11 protein-coding genes are annotated in these 14,914 nt (G+C 72.3%); 4 read left to right on the top strand and 7 right to left on the bottom strand.

The window, feature by feature from the left end; all coding sequences use genetic code 11:
* Window positions 1-13: 13 nt before the first annotated feature.
* Together ACFYWM_RS19085 and ACFYWM_RS19080 are read right to left on the bottom strand one after the other, a co-directional pair.
* Window positions 14-931: a lysylphosphatidylglycerol synthase transmembrane domain-containing protein gene (locus tag ACFYWM_RS19085; protein ID WP_389916348.1), complete on the bottom strand. Its 918-nt coding sequence runs from the start codon at window positions 929-931 to the stop codon at window positions 14-16.
* A gap of 103 nt (window positions 932-1,034) precedes the next feature.
* Complete coding sequence (locus ACFYWM_RS19080; protein WP_389916346.1) at window positions 1,035-1,874, bottom strand: methyltransferase domain-containing protein; 840 nt, start codon at window positions 1,872-1,874, stop codon at window positions 1,035-1,037.
* A gap of 208 nt (window positions 1,875-2,082) precedes the next feature.
* Here ACFYWM_RS19080 and ACFYWM_RS19075 point away from each other — a divergent pair, with 208 nt between their 5' ends.
* Complete coding sequence (locus ACFYWM_RS19075) at window positions 2,083-3,027, top strand: lysylphosphatidylglycerol synthase domain-containing protein (RefSeq protein WP_389916344.1); 945 nt, start codon at window positions 2,083-2,085, stop codon at window positions 3,025-3,027.
* A 70-nt stretch (window positions 3,028-3,097) separates the two neighbouring features.
* Here ACFYWM_RS19075 and ACFYWM_RS19070 read toward each other — a convergent pair whose 3' ends face one another.
* From ACFYWM_RS19070 to ACFYWM_RS19050, 5 genes are all read right to left on the bottom strand, one after another.
* Window positions 3,098-4,186: a glycosyltransferase family 4 protein gene (locus ACFYWM_RS19070; RefSeq protein WP_389916342.1), complete on the bottom strand. Its 1,089-nt coding sequence runs from the start codon at window positions 4,184-4,186 to the stop codon at window positions 3,098-3,100.
* Entirely contained in the window at window positions 4,186-5,079 is an 894-nt protein-coding gene (locus ACFYWM_RS19065; RefSeq protein ID WP_389916340.1) for a glycosyltransferase family 2 protein, read from the bottom strand. Before ACFYWM_RS19065 ends, ACFYWM_RS19070 begins: the two co-directional genes overlap by 1 nt.
* 100 nt (window positions 5,080-5,179) lie before the next feature.
* Window positions 5,180-6,046 (bottom strand): permease-like cell division protein FtsX, encoded by an 867-nt coding sequence (locus ACFYWM_RS19060; RefSeq protein WP_389916338.1) that lies wholly within the window; start codon window positions 6,044-6,046, stop codon window positions 5,180-5,182.
* Between the two features lie 186 nt (window positions 6,047-6,232).
* On the bottom strand, window positions 6,233-6,382 hold the full coding sequence (locus ACFYWM_RS19055; protein ID WP_389916336.1) for a hypothetical protein: 150 nt from the start codon (window positions 6,380-6,382) through the stop codon (window positions 6,233-6,235).
* A 123-nt stretch (window positions 6,383-6,505) separates the two neighbouring features.
* On the bottom strand, window positions 6,506-8,623 hold the full coding sequence (locus ACFYWM_RS19050) for a hypothetical protein (protein ID WP_389916334.1): 2,118 nt from the start codon (window positions 8,621-8,623) through the stop codon (window positions 6,506-6,508).
* 400 nt (window positions 8,624-9,023) lie between these two features.
* Between ACFYWM_RS19050 and ACFYWM_RS19045 the strand changes: the two genes are divergently transcribed.
* From ACFYWM_RS19045 to ACFYWM_RS19035, 3 genes are all read left to right on the top strand, one after another.
* Window positions 9,024-10,394, top strand: a complete 1,371-nt coding sequence (locus ACFYWM_RS19045) for a hypothetical protein (RefSeq protein WP_389916332.1) — start codon at window positions 9,024-9,026, stop codon at window positions 10,392-10,394.
* A gap of 154 nt (window positions 10,395-10,548) precedes the next feature.
* Window positions 10,549-12,171 carry an LCP family protein gene (locus tag ACFYWM_RS19040; protein WP_389916330.1) on the top strand — a complete coding sequence of 541 codons (1,623 nt, stop codon included), beginning with the start codon at window positions 10,549-10,551 and terminating at the stop codon, window positions 12,169-12,171.
* Window positions 12,172-12,677: 506 nt separating this feature from the next.
* Window positions 12,678-14,825: an acyltransferase family protein gene (locus ACFYWM_RS19035; protein ID WP_389916328.1), complete on the top strand. Its 2,148-nt coding sequence runs from the start codon at window positions 12,678-12,680 to the stop codon at window positions 14,823-14,825.
* Window positions 14,826-14,914 lie beyond the last annotated feature (89 nt).

The raw sequence follows: 14,914 nt of genomic DNA, 5'->3' as shown, positions 1-14,914 counted from the left end.
ATCGTGGGGGAAATCACACTGCTTTTCCCGAAGCGTGGTCCTTCCGGGACCCCTCGGCGCGGCGCGCGACCAGACCCGCGAGACCGGCACAGAGGAGGTCGCCGAGAACGATCACGATCCGGGAGCAGAGCGCCGCCGCTATGGCCGTTCCCTGGTCCAGGACCGGCGCCAGGACGGCCACCATCGCCACCTCGCGCACCCCCGCTCCGGCCGGGACGACGAAGGTCATGATCCCCAGGCACCACGACAGCGCGAACGCGCCGATCGAGAACAGGACCGCGGACGGCCCGGAGGACCCGAGGTCGTGGACGATCGCCGCCAGGTGCAGCCCGTACGCGATCCAGCCGAGCAGTGCCCAGCCCAGCGCGGTGAGCATGCCCCTGCGGGTGAGCGGGCGCTCCAGCGGCTCGCGCCCGAGCTTTCGCAGCCCGAACCCGAGGACCGCGTTGATCACCTTCGGCTCGAAGGCCACCGCGAGCACCGGGATCAGCAGGAACACCCACGCGTACGGCGCCACCGACCCCGGCAGCGCCGCCAGCAGGGTCACCCCCGAGACCACCAGCCCGCTGCCGAGCTGCACCGGCAGCGTCAGGAAGAACGCCGCCGCGCTGCGCGACCGGGGCACGCCCAGCTCCCGGCCCATCTCCATCTGGGCGAGCACCGGCCACAGCGAGCCGGGGATGTACTTGCCCAGCTGGCCCACGAAGAAGACCTTCGCCCCCGCGCGCAGGGGCAGCGGCGAGCCCAGGTCGGCCAGCAGCGCCCGCCACGTCATCATCCCGCCGCACAGCGCGGCGAGCACCGCGACCAGCGACAGCGCGAGCGACGTCCACGACAATCGGGCGAACCCCGCGCGGATCTCCTCCCACTGGCCCACCACCACCCACGCGCCGAACCCGAGCGCCACGAGCAGGAAGGCGACGCGGACCACGCGCCTCAGGGGGGACGTGCCGGACCCGGTTCCCGCGGTCACGAAGGACCGGCCGGAGTCGTACCGCGAGCGAGGAAGGGCAGGTGGGAGGCCCGTGGAGAGCTCACAGGGGACGCACCGGCTCCGGCGGCCGGGGCAGGGAGGGACCGGCCGGGCGGCGGTCGCCCTTGGTCGCCACCCACAGGTAGGTGGGCACCACCGGCAGCAGGGCCCGCAGCACCGGGCGGGGCAGCCTCGACAGCACCCCGCCCGCCACCCGCCCCACCAGGCCGGGGAAGAGCTCGTTCCCGGCGAACGCGGCGGGGGTGGCGAGGACGGGGAAGGTGTAGTCCCACACCCGCAGGCCGCGAGCCATCTTCCGCAGGCCCCTGCGGGTCCGGTAGCGCTCGTAGTAGCTGTCGGCCCGGCCGGAGAGCCGCACGTAGCGGTCGGCCAGCGAGGGAGGCAGGTAGGACAGGAACGGCAGCTTGTAGTGCGGCTCCATCACCCCGAGCCGGTTGCCCAGCCCCAGGTACAGGACGCCGTCGTCGGAGAGCACCCGGCGCATCTCGGCCATGATCGCGTCCGGGTCGACCACGTGCTCGTAGATGTGGTTGAAGACCAGCACGTCGACCGAGCCGTCGGGGAAGGGGAGCGCGGTGCCGTCGGCGCACACGAACTCGACCCGCTCGCCGAACCTCTGGGACGCCTTGCGCAGGCCCGGCACGTCGATGTCGACGCCGAACGTGCGGCTCGCGCCCGCCGCGGCCAGCTCGTCGGCGATGAAGCCCGCCGAGCAGCCGATGTCGGCGACCGTCAGACCGGCGAGGACGTCCTTGTCCCGGCCGAGGAAGTGCCCGAGCACCGCGACGATCTTCGCGGCCTTCCTGCGGCGCTTCTCCTCGTCCAGCATCGCCGCCTGGAACTCGGAGTACTCAAGCTGCGCGACCCGCTCGGCGCTCATCACTCGCTCACCGTTCCTCTTCTTCCCTCCGCGTGACACGGTCCCCTCCGGGTGACGCGGTCCCCTCCGGGTGACGCGGTCCGCCGCCAGGAGCACGCCGCTCCGGAACACGCTGCCCGGGAACACGCCGTCCAAGAGCACGCCGCCCAAGAGTACCGGTGACCCGCGACCCTACCGTCGGGTAAGCAGACCGTCGTACCCTGGGCGGATGCTCAGCCGACTGCGGTCAAGCCGCCTCCTCCGGGTGCTGCTCGCGCTGGTCGCGGTGGGTTTCCTGGGCTACGGCCTGGCCAGGAACCGCGACGAGACGGTGGCCGCGATCTCGCAGCTCTCGTGGTGGTCGCTCGGCGGCTCCTACCTCTCGGTGATGGCCGGGATCGGCGTCATGGTGCTGGCCTGGCGGGCGGTGCTGTCCGGGATGGGCTCGCCGCTCCCGCTCGGGAGCGCCGCGAGGGTGTTCTTCGTCGGCCAGCTCGGCAAGTACGTGCCGGGCAGCGTCTGGGCGTACGCCGCGATGATGGAGCTCGGCCGCGACCACGACGTCCCGCCCCGGCGCATGTTCGGCTCCGTCTCCCTCGCCCTGCTGGTCTCCCTGGGCTGCGCCCTGCTCGTCGCGGCGCTGACCCTGCGCGAGACCCTGACCCAGGCCTGGTACCTGCTGGCGCTGATCCCCGTCATCGCCGTCTGCCTGCACCCGGCCGTGCTCACCTTCGGGCTCAACCTGGCCCTGCGGATCGCCCGCCAGGAGCCCCTCGGCCAGGGCAGGCTGATCGGCGGCAGGGCCGTGCTCGCCGCGGTCGCCCTGACGGTCACCGGCTGGCTGGTGTACGGCCCCCACCTGCTGCTCCCCATGGCCGACCTGGGCGCCTCCGGCGACTCCCTCTATCTCGTGGCGGTCGGCGCCTACGCGCTGGCCTGGGCGACGGGCATCGTCACGGTGATCGTCCCCGCCGGGATCGGCGTCCGCGAGGGGGCCCTGGTGCTCGCCCTGGCGCCGGTCCTCGACTCCCCCAGGGCGCTGGTGGCCGCGGTGGTGTCGAGGGTGATGTTCACCCTGGCCGACCTGAGCTGGGCCGGGATCGGCTTCCTGTGGGGCCGCGTCTCCGGCGCCGCGGGTCGGCGCGAGGAGCCTGAGGCCAGCGTCTCGACGTAGAAGGCACGCGGGTCAGCGCACGGAACCCGGGGAACCCGAGGCCAGCGCCTCGACGTAGGAACCCCGCGGGTCAGCGCACGGAACCCGAGGAGCCCGAGACCAGCGCCTCGACGTAGGAGGCCCAGTAGGGCGCGGGGTCGACGGCCTTCACCCCGGCGCGGAGCCGCTCGGGCTCGCCGGGACGGTAGAAGGCGGCCAGCGCGGCGCGCAGCCCCTCCACCGAGCCGGGTTCGACCAGCAGCCCGTCCACCCCGTCGGTGACGTGGTCGCCGAGCGTGCCCGTCCGGCTCGCGACGACCGGCACCCCGTGCTCGTGGCCGAGCCACACCTGCTGGCTGGCCGTCCCGCTCCGGTAGGGCAGCACCAGCGCGTCCACGTCCGCGAACAGCCCCGGCAGGTCGGCCGAGGCCACGTACCCCGGCCGCAGCTCCACCCGCCCGCCCAGCCCCAGCTCGGCGACGAGCGCCCTGGTCCTCTCCTCCAGACCGCCCCAGAACTCCCCGGCGACCCGCAGCGACACCCCCTCGGGCAGCGCGCGCAGCAGCAGGTCCAGGCCTTTGTACGGCCGGACGAGGCCGAAGAACAGCAGCCTGTCGTGCACCCCCGCCCCCGGCCCGCGGCGATCGGCCCCCGACGGGAGGTGCGGGGCCATCTCGGCCACCCGCACGGGCGTGGCCGCCAGGGCGCGGGCCTTCTCGGCCTGCCCCTCGGAGTGGACGAGCACGGTGTCCACCCGGCGCAGCAGCGCCTTCATCAGCGGCGTGTCGTACGGCTTGCGCTCGTGCGGCAGGACGTTGTGGCAGAGCGCCACGACCCGGGTCCGGCGGCGCAGGCCGTACAGGATGCCCAGGTAGGGCGGGACCTGCACCGGGCTGAGGACGACGAGGACGACCAGGTCGGCGCTCCGCAGCCGCCTCCCGGCGCGGACCCAGCCGTCCGGGCGGCGCCAGTCGAGGTCGCGCAGGACGTGCGGGAACGGCTCGCCGTCGGGCGTGTCGGCGGTCTGCCTGCCCGGGTACAGGAAGGCGGGGTACTGCGCCCGCCACGACTCGATCACCACGTCGTGCCCGGCGGCCCGCAGCCGGTGGGCGAGCTCGGTGGTGTGCGCGGCGCCGCCGCCCTTGTAGGGGTACGTCGGCCCGACGACGGCGATCCGCACTACTCGCTCCTGGAGCGCACGATGAGGTCGGCCAGCAGCGCCAGCGAGCCGATGAGCAGGCCGGACAGGAAGATCACGATGGTGTTGCTGGTCAGGTAGAACCCGTAGCGGACGATGTCGACGACGCCCTTGACCAGGCCGATGCCGACCAGCCAGAGCGCGGGCGGCATGAGGACCTTGAGCGGGTTGAAGTACATGACCATCCGCAGCACCTGCAGGATGTAGCGGTAGGCGTCGGAGACGAAGCTGAACTTGGACTTGCCCGCCCGCTTGCTGTAGCCGATCGGCAGGTAGTAGACGTCGTGCTGGTTCGACAGGAACGACAGCGTGATCGTCGTGACGCAGGAGAAGCCGGGGGGCAGCAGCCTCAGGTAGGGCTTGGCGACCGACTTGCGGAACGCCCGCAGCCCGCTGTTGAGGTCGGGGATCTTCTGCCCGGCCAGCCGCTCGGCCACCTTGCGGATGAACCACTTGGCCGGGACCCGCAGGAACTTGTGCGAGCCCTCCTCGCTGGTCCGCGCGCCCACGACCTGGTCGATCGTCGGGTCCTTCTCCAGGATCTGGATGAGCTCGGGGATGCGCTCGTTCGGGTACGTCATGTCGGCGTCGGTCCACACGACGATCTCGCCGCGCGCCTCCTGGGTGCCGATCCTGCGCACCGTGCCGGAGCCGCCGTTGCGGTGGAAGGCCCTGATCCGCATGTTCGGGAACCTGGGCGCGGCCTCCTGCAGCCTGGCCAGCGTCCCGTCGGTGGAGAAGTCGTCGACGGCCACGAGCTCGTAGGTGTAGCCGCTGTGGTCCATTGCCTCGCAGATGCGCTCGACCTCGGCGATGACGTGGTCCTGCTCGTTGTAACACGGCAGGACGATGGTCACGTACGGCGTTGCGTCCACGGCTGATCCACTCTCGGGCTCTCGGGCATGCTCTCGACGGGCGAGGATACTCTGCCCGGACGGACCCCGAGCGCACATCACCTTCTCTGGACGGCTTCCGCTAGCACTTTTGAGCCACTCCCATCCACAGACACTCCTCGTCCAGGCGTCCGGCCGATCCGACCCCCGTCATCCCCTTGACGGCGCCGACGACCCGTGGGGCGGTCCCCGGGTCCGCGAGCCTGACGTAGTAACTCTCGGGAAGGGGAGACTTGCTGGACTTCTCCCCCCAGACGTATGCGTACACCCGCCGGGCGTGGGCGACGTCCTCGAAGTAGACGCTCTCGCTCTCTTCGAGGGCGAGCAGCCTGTCCCCGACGGCCTTCCTCTCCCCGGCCGTGGCCGGCCCCCGTCCCTTACAGGCGAAGATCGTCCCCTTGCGCCCGCACAGCGAGACGACGACGTCCGCCTTGCCCTGCCAGAAGGACCCTCCGAAGGCGAAGACGTTGGAGACGCCCGGCGCCCTGTGCATCGCGGCTCTGAACCGCGTGATGTCGCGCCACCGGTGGAGCGTGCCCGTGAACGACTCCGGCATGTCCTCCTGTTGGATGGCGGAGAGCAGCGTCTCGTTGTCGGCGTTCTGCTCCGTGAAGTTCGCGTACGCCTCCTCCTGGGACTCGAACGCCACCTCCGCCACCTCGGGCATCGCCCGCAGCCTCGCCTCCAGCGCGCGCCTCTGCTTCGCGGTGATCCCCCGCTTGCGACACTGCTTGAAAACGTCCTGATCACGGCAGAGGTAGACGCTGAACGTGACGGCCTGGGGCCAGTCGTCCGGCGGCGGGGACACCTTCTTGTTCCCCGGCGACGGCCCGCCGGGAGACGTGGCGGCCCAGGCGACGCCCTCCGCGAGAGGCGAGCCGACGCTTCCCCCCGCCCCGAGCATCACGGCGGCGGCCACCACCCCGGCCAGCAGCCCACGGCGGACCATGACGCTCCTGTCACCCGAACCGGCCGCCGGATCCGTCGCGTTCAATCTGTCCTCCACCGTATCGGCCCGGCATAAGGCTCAATATCCTGACATAGACGCACCTTTATTGATCACTAATAAAGAAGCCGGCCTTTACCGAACAACCGGCGCGACCAGGGCCGGGATCACCTCGGCCATCCGTGACGATCACCCTCCGAATCCGTCGAGATTCTCGTCGGCACGAGACGCCCAGGTGGGATCTCCACCGGCGGCGTAGCCCACCGCGGGCATGATCCTCCCGGACTCGCGAAGGAGGTCGTGGTCGTCGCACCCGTCCTTGAGAAGCGACTCACTCACGCGGCGATCGTAAATTCGAAGTGGCCGCGTCAGCGGGGAAATCCCTCTCCAACCGGTGTCAGCGAACCGCCAAAACGGTCATTCGGACATCTCCGGCCCGTAGCACCCGACGAACTCCGGCCCTCATGTGTTCGTGTTCGCTCGCGGGACGGTCATCCAGACGTCGGCGGCCAGGGACCAGGTGCCGTTGGGGGGGGCGACGAGGGAGCGGTCGTCCTGGCGGGTGCGGAGGTTCATGATGTGGACGGGGGTGCCGTACCCGGAGAGCTGGCGGGACTCGGCGGCGAGCAGGACAGGGGTGCGCCCGGCGGCGCGGACGCGGGCGGCCAGGCGGGCGACGTCGGCGGCCCGGGGAATGTCGGAGCGGTAGATGGTGAGCCGGGCGGCCGGGAGGCCGCAGACGCCCCGGACGACCTGGGTGAAGCGGGCGGCGGTGACGCGCTCGACCACGAGCACCGAGGCGCGCGGCGGCAGGGCCTCGCACATGTCCTCGACCGCGGCGAGTTCGCCCCGGTCCACCGGGCTGAACGCCGTCCCCCCCGAGGTGATCACTGGGGGGACGAGGAGGAGGACCGCGCCGGCCGCGACGAGACCCCTGCGCGCGCCCTGGCGGTACCCCGACCTCCGTGCCCTGTCGCGCGTCCAGCGCAGGCCCCAGACGGCGAGCAGGATCAGGCCGGGGATGACGACGGGGACCAGCCGCCGGGCGGCCCACGGGTGGTCGGGGGTGATGCCGGGCCGGTAGAGCGTGGTGACCGTGGTCCAGCCGATGACGGCCAGCGGGAGCAGCCAGCCGGGAGCCGTCCCCCTGACCAGCCTGCGCGCGAGTACGACCGCGGCGAGGGTGGCCAGGAGCGCCGCGGGCAGCCCGATGTACCAGATCACCCAGTGCGCCGAGTTCTCGTAGTAGAGCCGGGAGCCGTCGAGCGGCAGGCGGTTGATCCGCTGGACGCCCTCGATGAACTGCGCGGTCACCCGGTCGTCCGGCGTGACGGGCGGCCGGACCACGGTCTCCAGCCAAGGCCGGGCGGCGAAGGCCGCCGCGACCAGCGCGACCAGGCCCGCGGCGATCTCGGGCAGCCTCGGGACACGGGCCACCCGCCGCAGCGGGGCCGCGAGACGCGGGGCGAGCGCCGCCGCCAGCACGGTGAGGACCCCGACCGCGCCGCAGATGGCCAGCAGCGGGACGACCGAGTCCGACAGGTAGTCCAGGTACGGCCTGGACAGCAGGTAGGCGGCGGCCAGCCCCAGACCGGCTCCCGCCACCAGCCCGCCGAGCAGCGGCACGCCCAGCCGCCCCCCGTCGCGGTTCCCCACCCGGCCCAGCGCGATGAGCAGCCCGGCGTAGACGAGCACGGGGAGCACGTCGCGCAGCCCGTCGATCCTGACCAGGACGGCGAGCCCGAACACCAGTCCCGCCAGGGCGGCCCCCGCCCGCGCGGCGCGGACCCGCACCGGGTCCTCCCCACCGGTGCCGGTGACACGGAGGCGGAGCCCGGTCTCGGCGTCGTGCAGCAGGGCGAGACCGCCGAAGAGCAGGACCAGGGACGGGATCTCGCTGAAGGTCGTCCGCGAGGTGTAGAGGATCGGGAGGCAGACGGCGAGGGCGAGCGCGGCGAGGGGCGCCCAGCGGGCCCCGGCGAGCCGGGCGACGACCCCCGCGACGACCAGCACGGCCGCCGCCCCCAGCACCGGCGGCACCAGCAGCAGTCCCGCGACGTCCCCCAGCCAGGCGCCCACCACGTGGAGCATCGGCGCCCCCGGCATGAACTGCGGCACGACCGCGCCGCCGGAGGCGTAGAAGCCCACGCTGTCGAAGTGGAGCGCCGGGTCGGCGCCGCCGAAGGCCCCCTCCTGGAAGGGGATCGGCAGCGAGCCGTGCCGGGCCAGCCAGACGCCGTACTGCGCGTAGGTGGCGGGGTCGCGGCGGACGATCAGCTGCTCGCCGTGGAGCAGGCCGTTGAAGATCCCTGAGGCCAGGGCGGCGGCGACCACCCCGGCGACCTGCCAGGCGGTCGCCTCGACGGTCTCCGGCAGGCGGCGCGGGCCGTACCGCCACAGCAGCGCCACGGCCGCCAGCCCCAGCGGGACCGCGACGAGCGGCCGGAACCAGCCGAGCAGCAGCAGCGGCAGCCCGGCCAGCAGCCAGCCCGCCAGGACGAGCGCGGGCGCGACGGAGACCACGGCGAGCACCCTGCCCGCCGAGGGCCTGCGCGTACGGTCCAACCAGCCGGTGGTCATGATGCGAACCGAGCGTAGTGCCACTTCCGGCCCGTACCCGGCACGCCGTGCCCGGACGGGCACGAGGTCCGGCGGAAGCGCGGGGCCCGGCGGGAGCCGGTAGCGTACGCGCAGCGTGCGAGGAGGGGGACGAGTGACCGGGTGGGTGCGGCGGTATCGCGGGTTTCGGCGCGACCGCGGGTTTCCCGACCGCCCCGGGCCCCGGGCTGACCGCGAACCCCGAGGCGACCGCGAGCCCCTGAGTGACCCCGAGTCCCTGAGTGACCGCGAGTCCCGAGGCGACCGCGAACTTCTAAGCGACCGCGAACCCCTGAGCGACCGCGAACCCCGGGATGACCGTGGGCCCCGGGGGCGCCGCCGGATCCCGGGCCGTCGCCGGATCATGAACCGTCACCGGATCATGGAGCATCGCTGGTTCCTGGGCGTGCTGGCCGTGGGGATCGCGCTGCGGGTGATCACCATGCTCGGCTACCGGCCCGCGCTGTGGTTCCCCGACTCCTACACGTACGTCGTCACCGCCCTGAAACCCCGGCCCGACCTGGTCCGCCCCGCCGGGTATTCGATGTTCATGCGGCTGCTCGAACCGTTCCACGAGTTCGCCGTCGTCACGCTGGCCCAGCACCTGCTCGGACTGCTGATCGGCGTGCTGGTCTATCTCACCGCGCGGCGGCTGCGGGCGCCCGGCTGGGCCGCCACGCTCGCGTCCGTCCCCTCCCTCCTGGACGCCTACCAGATCGAGCTGGAGCACCTGCTGGTCTCCGACACCCTGTTCGCGGTCCTGATCGTGTCGGCGGCCTGCCTGGCCGTGCGCGAGTCCGTCGGATGGCGTACGGCGTGCGGGATCGGGCTGCTGCTCGCGGCGGCGACGCTGACCAGGACCGTCGGACTGCCGCTGGTGGCCCTCTTCGCGGGCTGGCTGATCTTCAGGGAGCGGGGCCGGGTGCTCATGGCCGGGGTGATGATCGCCGCCGCGGCGGTGCCCGTCCTCGGGTACGGGGCCTGGTTCTACGCGACGTACCAGCGGATCGGCATCGTGGGCGCGAACGGCGTCTTCCTGTACGGCAAGACGATGACCTTCGCCGACTGCGGCGTGATGCGCCCGCCGCCCGACCTGGCCGTGCTGTGCGACCCCCGCCCGGCGGCGCGGCGGCCTCCCGCGCAGGAGTACGTCTGGGCGCAGGACTCGCCGCTGGTCAAACTGCCCGGCATCACCTTCACCCGGACGAACGACACGCTGGCCGGGCGGTTCGCGTCACTGGCGATCCTGAGCCAGCCGCTGGACTATCTCGGCTCGGTCGCCTCGGAGCTGGCCCGCTCGTTCACCGTGGGCCGCCCGGTCTACCCGGACCAGGAGATCTACGACTACTACCAGTTCCCCGCGACGCCACCCCCGCCACCGGGGCGCTATCCGGCGACGGTCGGCGCCGAGGCCGCCAAGCGCTACGAGCGGGGCCCGATCTCCACCCGGATCGTCGAACCGTACGCGGGCTGGATCCGTACCTACCAGGGAGTCGCCGGACTGCCTGGCGCGGCGGTCCTGGTGATTCTGCTGCTACCGCCCGCGGCGGCGTGTGTCCGGCGCTTCCGGCCGGCCTCCACGGCGTGGGCGCTGCCCTGGTCGGTGGCGGTGGTGCTGCTGGTGATGCCGGCGGCGGTGGCGGAGTTCGACTACCGGTACGTCCTGCCGGCCGTGCCCGCAGCCTGCCTCGCGGCGGCTCTCGCGGCGCGTAAACCTAATTTCAGTAACATTCCTACGAATGTCCGGATTTGAGTATGCTGGCCGCCGGATCCATCATGGCGGTGTCAGGGGGCGGTCTTGGCCAAGTTCGCATCATCACGACTCCTGGCGCGCACCTCGTGATCTACTCTTTGGGCTCGATGATCGAGCACGAGCACCGGACGACGCCGCTCAGCGGGAGGATCGCATGAGCGACCACCGGCAGGCGTCCGTCAGGGACCGCCGGAGCGAGCCCGCCTCCCACGGCCGCCGGGGCGCGCGGCGCGCGGGAGGGGACGGCCCTCCCCCCGAAAGCCCGCCGAGAGACTTCCCGACGCAGCCGAAGGAGGCGGCGCCGAGAGGCAAGGGTCCCGCCAAGCAGCGGCGGATCACCGGCGGCGCCTGGGCCGGCATCGCGGCGACCGGCCTGCTGGTGCTCGGCACCCTGGGCGGCTACGGGGTCTACCGCAACGCGTTCGGCAACATCGACGGCGTCGAGCTCGGCAACAAGCTCGGCAACGACCGGCCGGCGGCCGTCAAGGGCGCCCTCAACGTGCTGATCGTGGGCTCCGACACCCGCGAGGGCGACAACCTCAAGTACGGCCAGAAGATGGCCGACGCGGGCAAGCGCACCGACACGATCATCCTCATGCACATCGCCCCCGACCGCGACAAGGCGACGTTCATCAGCTTCCCCCGCGACTCGGTGGTCGAGATGCCCGCCTGCCAGTCCGAGACGGGCGCGCCGGTGGCGGCCCGCACCGAGATGATCAACGCCGCCTACAACGAGGGCGGCATCACCTGCACGATCACCACGATCGAGGCGCTCACCGACATCCGCATCGACCACTTCGTCGAGGTCGACTTCACCGGCTTCAAGAACATCGTGGACGCCCTCGGCGGCGTCAGGGTCTGCCTGACCAAGCCGGTCGACGACAAGAAGGCCAAGCTCAAGCTCGCGGCGGGCTGGCACCTCCTGGCGGGCGAGAAGGCCCTGGGCTACGTCCGGCTGCGCGGCTACGGCGACGGCAGCGACATCGGCCGCATCAAGCGCCAGCAGGTCTTCCTCAGCCAGGTGGTGAAGAAGGCCACCAGCAGCGAGCTGCTGACCGACCCCGTCAAGATGCTGAGCTTCATCAACACCGCCGCCAAGTCCGTCCGGATGGACTCGGAGCTGGCCAAGGACACCGGCACCCTAATCGAGATCGGGAAGAGCGCCCAGAAGCTGACCGCGGGCGGCGTCAAGCTCATCACCGTCCCGTGGGGGCCCCACCCCGACGACCCCAACCGGGTCGCCTGGGTGCAGCCGTACGCGAACCAGCTGTTCGCCGCGATCAAGAACGACACCGAGGTCACCCCGCCCCCCGACCCCAAGGCCAAGCCCGCCGTCAAGCGCGAGCAGGTCAGGGTCCAGGTGTTCAACGGCACGGACACCCCGAACAGGGCCAGGGAGGTCGCCGCCGAGCTGGCCGACCAGGGCTTCGTGGTCACCCACGTCGGCAACGCCCGCCCGGCGAGCGGCAACGTGCCCACCACCGCGATCCGCTACGCCAAGAAGGACGCCGCCGACGGCCTCTCGTACGGCGACGCGCTGGCCGCCAGGCTCTCCAGCGACAAGCGCGTCCCGGTCGCCGGCAAGGTCAAGCCGGTCACCGTCGAGAAGTACGTCCCGACCGTGGCGCCCCCGCCCACCCCGGGGGGCAAGACCCCGACCGGGCCGGTCGTCCAGCTGATCATCGGCGCCGACTGGCCGGGCGTCCGCGCCCTGCCGAAGATCCCCGACGCCCTCACGGACAAGGTCGTCGACAGCAAGACCAACCCCTGCACCTGACGCCCCTCCTCGCCGGGCCGACCGGCCCGGCGAGACGGCCGCCCCCCGCCATCGGACCGGCCACACCTGGCCGCGCCTGACCACACCTGGCAGCGCGGCCGAGCGGAACCGGACGCGCGAGCCGGAGGCGACGGCGGTCAGCGCGGTCAAAGCGATCAGAGCGGTCAGGGCGGTCAGGGCGGTCAGGGCGGTCAGGGCGGTCAGGGCGGCTTCGGCGGTGATCATGGTTACGAAACCTGGCCAACCGGACACAGTGCCCGGGTGGCGAAAGGCAGCCCCCGGGGGAGGCTGCGGGAACCGGCCGTTCACCGGGCCGTGAACAGTCACGATTACCCGAGAACCGCCCGAATCAGCGGGCACGTGTGCGACAGAGGGCGCACAGTCGGTTTAGGGTTGGGCAAGGCGGCGAGGCGAACGCCTGCCCGCACTCCCGGCCCCTTCCCGGGCGCCCCGCCGGTCTGCCCGACTACTCCCCGGTCTCCGACAGATAGCTGAGCCTTCCCCTCGTGAGCGACATCCGACCCTTCCAGGTGCCCGCCCCCCAGGACGACGGCGGTTCCGACCCCGGCTCCGGTGGGTCCACCGGCGGACAGGGCCGGAGATCCGCCCCGTGGCCCGCGCCCGGTCACGCCCAGGCGCCCGGCGGGCCCCAGCCCTCGTGGCCGGAGCCGCCCCCGGGCCCGGCCGCCTCCGGCAGGGCGTCCCGGCGCGACGCCGGGGACGGCCGGGAGGAGAGCCCCGGCGAGGTCACCGAGTGGGGGGCCTACCCGGCGTACCGCGACCCCCACACCGGCGGGGCCCGCGACTCCCACGACTCCCACGACCCGCTCGACCTGTCCAAACCCCTGGCGGCCGAGCCGGTCCCCCAGGAGCCCTCGTGGATGCGCGAGGAGCCCTCGTGGTCCCAGGACGGGCCGGCGTGGGCCCAGGAGTCTTCGTGGGCCCAGGCGTCGTGGACGCAGGACGACTCCTCCCCGCAGGCGCCGTCATGGGCACGGGACGACTCCCCCCCGCAGGCGCCTTCGCGGGCCCGGGGAGACTCCCCGCCGCCGAGGGCGCGCGAGGACTCCCCTTCGACGCGGGCGCGGCAGGGCTCCCCCTCGCCGATGCCGGCGTGGGCGCAGGACGGCCCCACTCCCCCGCAGGGCGCCCCCCAGGCGCCCGCCCCGCAGGGCGCGCCCCAGGCGCCGGTCCCCCGGCCCGACTGGGCTCCGCCGCCCACGTCGCCGCGCGTCCCCCCGCCGGGAGGAGCCGCACGCCCCCAGGCTCCCGCCCCCGTACGGCCCGGGGTCCCCGGAGACTCCGACCTTCCCGGACGGCCCCGGCTGCCCGGAGAGCCCCAGGCTCCCGTACGGTTCCCGGACCCGGCACGGCCGCCGTCCCCGCCGACCGCGCCGTCCGCCCCCCGGCCCCGGCAGGAGCCGCGACCGGCCGGTGAGCGTCCCTTCTCCTACTGGGAGAACAACAACCGGGAGAACGAGCCCTCGTTCTGGAGCCAGGGCCCGCAGGCCGAGCAGGAGCTGCGGGCGGAGCGCGAGCGCGAGCCGGTCGCCGAGGAGGAGGCCCCGGCCCCTCCGGTGAAGAAGAAGCGCGAGCCCTACCTCGACAACGTGAAGTTCGTCCTGATCGCCCTGGTGGTGATGGGCCACTCGCTGGTCCCCACCCTCAAGGCGCACTCGGCGGAGGCCGCGTACCTGTTCATCTACATGTTCCACATGCCGGCATTCGTGCTGATCAGCGGCTACCTGGGCCGCAACTTCTGGAACTCCAACGCGAAGATCAACAAGCTGGTCGACACCCTGCTGATCCCGTACGTGGTCGTGGAGATCGGCTACGCGCTGCTCCGCTTCGGGCTTGGCCAGAAGTGGACGCTGACGATAATTGATCCGGCCTGGCTGAACTGGTATTTGCTGGCCCTGGTCCTCTGGCGGATCTCCACGCCCATCTGGACACGGATGCGGCAGCCGCTGCTGGTCGCGGTGGTCATCTACATGGCCGCGGGCTTCTCGGAGATCTCCGGCGACTTCAGCATCGACCGCTTCTTCGGCCTGCTGCCGTTCTACGTGCTCGGCCTGCTGCTCAAGCCGGAGCACTTCGACCTGCTCAAGCCCCTCTGGGTGAAGATCACCTCAGCGGTCGTCCTCGTCGGCGCCGCCGGGGTGGCGATCGTCGTCGCGCCCCGCGTCCCGCTCGACCCGATCTACTTCCGCTACAGCTTCAAGGCCATGGACATGTCCTGGTGGCTGGGCTTCGGCGTGCGCGGCGCCGTGCTGGTCGCGGCGCTGGTCATGACGGTCGCGGTGCTCGCGCTGGTGCCCCGGGGCGAGACCTGGTTCTCCGACCTCGGCACCCGGACCCTGTACGCCTACCTGCTCCACGGCGTCGTGGTGGTCATCGCCAAGGACCAGGGCTGGCTGAGCTTCCCCTGGCTGTACGGCCCGCTGGGCGTGGCGGCGATCGGGTGCAGCTCGCTGGCCCTGGCCATCGTGCTGTGCCTGCCGGAGACCCGCAGGCTCTTCAAGTGGATGCTCGAACCCCGCCTGGTATGGCTCTACCGCCGGCCGTCCCCGGCGCCCGCCGCTACCACCGCTACCACCGCACCGGCCGACGCCGCGCCCGCCGCCAAAGAGAGTTCAGCGTCAGTTACCCGGTAATTAACCCCACACATCCGGTGATGACGGAACGAACACTCAGCATCTGGATATGCGGGTATGCGTCGCGACAATCGCTCATCACCCAGAGG

The sequence above is a fragment of the Streptosporangium sp. NPDC002721 genome (genome assembly GCF_042888905.1).
In the GTDB taxonomy this organism is placed as follows: domain Bacteria; phylum Actinomycetota; class Actinomycetes; order Streptosporangiales; family Streptosporangiaceae; genus Streptosporangium.
Note: the sequence above shows the minus strand (reverse complement) of the source record. Positions and strands in the feature narration are given on the sequence as shown.